Source organism: Pseudomonas emilianonis (assembly GCF_023072625.1).
Taxonomy (GTDB): Bacteria; Pseudomonadota; Gammaproteobacteria; order Pseudomonadales; family Pseudomonadaceae; genus Aquipseudomonas; species Aquipseudomonas paraveronii.
Genome location: NZ_JAKNRV010000343.1, coordinates 1 through 5290 on the forward strand (window position 1 = coordinate 1; position 5290 = coordinate 5290).

The window sequence follows — 5290 nt, forward strand, 5'->3', positions numbered from 1 at the left end:
GATTGGTGGTGATGCGCGTGTCGGCGCGGCTCAAGTCCGCGGCGCAGATGCCGCTGCCCGCGAGCAAGGCCTCGCTGGGCAGCCCTTCGGCCTTGAAGGTGTTGAGCACCAGCGACACCGCGTTGAGGGTGGTGAGATGAGCGTGCAGCATCGACGGCTCCAACGGGTCTGGTGCGGTGAAGGAGCAAGTTGTGTGCCGTCGTCTGCGTGTCAGGCCGGGTTGAAAAATAACGTTGCGGCCTGACTCTCGTTGATCTCGCTGCGGTGGAATGCCACGCGTTGTGTGCTGCTCAGGCCTTTGGTGGTATCGGCTGCCGCGCCAAGGCTGTGCTCTCGTGGTGTCTTGAGGCGTGCGCGGATAAACGACCGGGACGTGGTCCAGTCGGTCGAGTAGTGAAAATGCGCATACCACAGCACCTTATGGGTGCTGCTTTCGGTGATGGTGTATTCGTCCAGGTAATCGGGCCTGATGGACTTGATGCGCCGTCGGCTGATGGTTTTTTTGATGGTGATCGCGTTGCGGGCCTTGAGCCATTGCACGCCGGAGGGGGTGGGCGGGTGCTGTTGAGTCATTCTCAGCACGTTCTCGATGGAGTGTTGATAGAGGGTGGTCGCGGCGTCGCTGAGTGCCTTTTTGACGGTGCTGGCCAGGGCCACGTCGCCTTGCGCGAGGTTCTTCTGGGTCAGGGCTTGCTCGATGTTGCGCGTGGCTTGTTCCAGGCGCTGGGCGTGTTGATGGTACAAGTATTCGATGCCGATGGGCGTGCGCTGGGCTTGACTGGCCAGCCCGGTGATCCGTTGTTTGAAGTCCGGTAATCCGTCGAGCAGGTCCTGGCCGGTGTCCACGCTGGTTTGCAGGTCGATGGGCGTGCTCACCGTCTGTTCGCTCCTGACCCGTTGCACCCAAAAGCCGTCCGGTTTTTCGTGAAACGTGGCCACCACGGTGTTGGACAGGGGCGAGCGAACATCCACCAGCCCGGTGTCCAGGCCCGCGTCGGACAACTGCGGCTCGCCCACCACCATGCCGTGGTAACGGGTGCGGATGAATTTATTCTGCGCGCGTGGCGGAGTGGGCGGCGGGCTGGGGGTGGCTCTCAGCGTGCTGCGCCGGTCGGCTAAATGCGCAAGATGGTTACTGGCGCGCTTGGTGTACTCATCGAGTTGGTCGCGCAGTCGGGTCAGTGGTTCCGCCAGCGAGACGCTGGGGAATTCGGTGGGGAAGTCCTGCAGGCGCTCGCCCAGCACGGTGAACTGTTCGATCAGGCTGCTCAGGGTCTCGATCTGTTCGTCGATTCGCTTGTCACTGTGCTCGCGCAAGGTGTCGCGTAGGGCCTGGATGGCGATGTCGCAGGCATCGACGATATGGTCGATGGCCGTCCACGCCAGCGGTGCGCTGAGGGTGGTGTTTTCGCGCAGGCACAGGTTGCGGGCCAAGGTCACTTGCAACGCCTTGAGGTCGCCGCTGCTGTAGGCGGGCAGCAGGCTTTTGGTGTCCTTTATCAGGCGCAGGCCTTCGCCGGGCAAGTCACGCAGTTCGTTGAAGCGCGTTTCGAAGTAATCCAGGCGCCCAACCATGCCGCGCAGCGTTTCGTTCATTTCGAGCGCATCGGGGATGTTGCGCACGCGTGCATCGGCGGCCTGCTTCGCGATGTGGTCCAAGGTTATGCGTAATTTGGGGGTAAAGGCTTTCAGCACCTCGTTGAGGCCGGTCCAACTGAGGCTCAGTTGAGCTTTGACATACCCCACGGCGCGGTGCAGGTAGTCGGGCGTTGGGGCAACCACATTCAACTCTTTGAGGTTTTGCAGGGCGGTTTCATAGTCTGTGCGCTGGGCCTCCAGTTGATTGAGGTAGGCCCTTTGCGCGGCCTGGGCCGAGGTCGACGGGGCGTCAACCAATGCTTGATGAGCCTTTTGCAGGGTTTCCTGGGCGGTCTTTTTCTGTTGCTCGAAGGTGGTGATCGGGGCGCGCAGTTGGCTTGCCTTGCGTTCGGCTGCCGCCCGGGCTTTGCGCTCCAGGCTCCTTGAGCCGCCACCACGCAGGCGCAGCCGGGTGTCGATGAACCACTCGCCCTTGAGATTGCCGATCAGAAAGGGGCCGTTGCGCATTGGTTGCTTGGGGTCGGCGATCTGCACGTCGTCATTCTCGTCCACCGTCACTTCGAACCAGCGTTCACCGACCTGTGCGTACCATTTATCGAGCAGTGGGTAGAGGTGACGTTGAGGGCCGATGCGCGACGAGGCTTTGCTGCGCACCCCCGGCTTTTCGACCTTGAAACTGTCCAGCAGGCTGCTCAGGTCGCTGGCATTGCGATTGATCGCGGCAAGCGTGTGCAGTGCATGCGGGTGATTGCCGGGCAGTTCAGGTGCCGAGAGGTTGGCCAACTGTTTGACCGTTACGGGCTTGGCGATCACCTCGGGCTCGACGGGAAGTTTCGGCGCCGGCTCTTCCTTGGCCAGGCGGGGCTCTGACGGCGCGTTGCGGCTGGCGATGTGCAGGGTCAGCACCATCCCGAGGTTGAGCAGTAATGCCGCCAGGGCGGACCATTCAGCCGGTTTGTCCTTCTGCTGCCGCGCGTCGACCACCGCTTGCAGTTGATCCAGGATCTGCCAGATCCAGGCGGCGGTGTTCACGGTTCGGCCCAGGAACGGCAGTGCCGCGTTGAAGATCAGCCAGCCCGCCTGCTTGAACGACGCCCAGCGGCTTTCGGCGTTCGACGCCGACTGACGGTCCGCCAGCGTGATCAGCGCGTTGGCGTTGGCCTTGAACAGTTCGCCGGGCAGGTCACCGCTGAGCACTTGCGTGCCCAGGTCCATGGGGCCGCTCATCGTATAGAGTTTGACCGGGTCCAGCAGCAGCTCCACGACGGCCCAGGGCGAGGGCAGTTCGCCGGGGAACGCGTAGCGGGCATAGTCGTCGCGCACGCTGTCCGGCAGCCAGGCCAGGACCGAGTCGCGCAGATGGCGCGATTGGCGGATCGCATACAGCAGGTCGGCCGGCGACGGGTATTGCAGCAGTTGCAGCTCGGCCATCGGGCGATACAACAGGCAGGGCCCGGCGCTCTGGTCTTGGGGGCCTATCACAAACATGTTGGCGACCACGTCTTGCGTGCCTGCGCTACGGTTTTTCGGTGCGAAGGCCAGGGGGCGAAGGACGATGGTTTGCCCGTCGACCTGGCGGTCCGCCGTCTCTGGCGCTAGCACGGCAGCGACGTAGCGATATCCCAGCTCGTCGACCCCGGCGTGTTGGCTTATTTTGTATTGCAACGCCTGCAGCGGCAGTTGGATACGCAAATGGCTGCTGTACAGGCCCTGGCGGCGGGTGGATTCGAGGGTGTTGTCGAGCAACTTGCTTTTGGCCAGGGCCGGGTAGCGTTGGCCGATGTCCACCCGGCGGATCAGGCTTTCGATGTAGGCCACGGTCAGCCACTCAGGCAGGGCGCCGCCGTTGCGCAGGCGAATGCTTTTGTCGCCGAGGGGCAGGCTGATCAGGTTTTGCAGGGCCAGGTCGGCCAGGCTGAAGAGGGCGGTGTCGACCTTGCCCGGCAGGGTGAAACTGCCCCAGACGATCAGGCTGCGCACCTGAATCTCGATGTTATCCAAGTGCAGGTTCGCCGCGTCGGCGTGCTCCTTGAGCATTTCGGTGCGCAGCCTGTCCAGCGCGTAGGTCTGGATCTGCGGGATGTCGTCGTCATAGGACTTGCCGGCGTTGAGGCTGTGTAGGGCGGCGAGGTCTTTCAGATAGCGGGCGTAGAGACTCAGGTCGGTGGTGGAGGCAGACGTCAGCCACTTAGGCAGCGCGTCGAGATAGGGTTTGAGGTCGGGTTGCTTTTCACCCACCAGCTCTTTGGTGGCCGGTGGCAGGTTGAGTGAGGACTCGCTGGGGTCGGTGCGGCTCAGTTGCTGAACGTCGAGTTGCGCAATGAAGGCGAGCTGATGGGCGATCAGCGTGCAAGCCTGGTGATCGAAAAAATGCCCCGTGGGTTCGAACAGTCGCCACTGGATGTGGGTGCGCGATTGGCGGTTGAGGTAGTCGGGCAAGCTCCGGCCCAGTTGTTCCAGCGAGGTGAACTTTTCGTAACCGTTGAGCAGCGAGTAGGTGAGGATAAGGGTCTCCCCTTCATAGCTGCCGATCAGCACGGCGATCGACAGCACGCCCAAGTGGGTCACGGTTGCGCCGTCGACCTGATCAACGTCCACCAGGTAGGCGCGGCTGGCGAAGTCGTCGCCGACCTGGCGGCGCGTCAGTTCAGGCGCGGCGTACAGCGTGCGGGCCATGGCACAGTCCTGCGCGTCCCACCCCTCGACACGGGTTACGTTCCACAGCGACCGCAGCGTGCTGGACAGGGCTTGCCAGTGGGTGCCGGAGTTGCCATTGCTGGTGTTCCAGAACGCCACTTGTTGTTCCTGATAGGCGGTGAGCATCAGGGGCGCCAGCAGGTTGATCAGGGTGGCGATCTGTGTGATGCGCACCGGCAGGTGGGCGGTGGGTTGCTGGTTTTTCTGCTGAATGAGGAAGTGCACGCCTTCGATATAGAGCGTGGGTTCGCCCGAGACGGCCTGGTGGGTGAGGATGTCGGTAAGGGGCTGGTACCCGGTGGGGCGGGCGACGATTTCGTCGTCGACAACGTCCCATACCGGTGTGCCGACCATGGCGGTGTCCGGGTCGATGCCGAGGTCTGGGTAGAGTTCCTGCAACGAGCGCCGTAGCAACGCGCTGGCGGCTTCCCGGAAGGCGGGGCCGACGCAGAGTTGAGTGATCAGCGTATCGGAGGGGCTGTGTGGGGGGGTAGACGTTTGTTGGCTCATGGGTTCCTGCCTTGCCATTTCATGGACGCTGCCGGAAGAACAGCTTCGGCATGCTAGAAAGTGGCGAGGCAGGGAGGAGGCTAACTATGTAGTTGGCCGGGGTTTTTTACTCAGGTTGCGACCTGATTCAGGCCAACTCACCGCACAGGTCCAGTTCCACCAGGCGGCGCACTTCGCTGGTCGCGAGGCCAGCACCGAGCAGGGCCTGCAACTTACCGAACGCGGCTTCACGGGTCATGCCGCCACCGGACAACACGCCCACGCCACGCAAACGGCTGCCAGCTTCGTAGACGTCCAGTTCCACGCCGCCTTCATGGCATTGGGTGATGGCGACCACGACCACGCCTTGCGCCTGTGCACGCTGGAGGCTGGCGAGGAACTCGGGGTTATCGCTGGGCCCGGTGCCGCTGCCGAAGCATTCCAGGATCAGTGCCTGCAGGCCGCTGCCGATCAGCGCATCCACTTGCGCGGCGGCGATGCCCGG

General features: G+C 63.1%; 1 protein-coding gene and 2 pseudogenes. All 3 read right to left on the bottom strand.

Annotation, left to right across the window (positions count from 1 at the left end; translation table 11 throughout):
• Nucleotides 1-151 (bottom strand): annotated as a pseudogene (locus L9Z73_RS24525) (AraC family transcriptional regulator); the annotation flags it as partial.
• A gap of 59 nt (nucleotides 152-210) precedes the next feature.
• Nucleotides 211-4806 (bottom strand): dermonecrotic toxin domain-containing protein, encoded by a 4596-nt coding sequence (locus tag L9Z73_RS24530; protein WP_247406587.1) that lies wholly within the window; start codon nucleotides 4804-4806, stop codon nucleotides 211-213.
• Between the two features lie 127 nt (nucleotides 4807-4933).
• Nucleotides 4934-5290: pseudogene (locus tag L9Z73_RS24535) on the bottom strand (asparaginase); the annotation flags it as partial.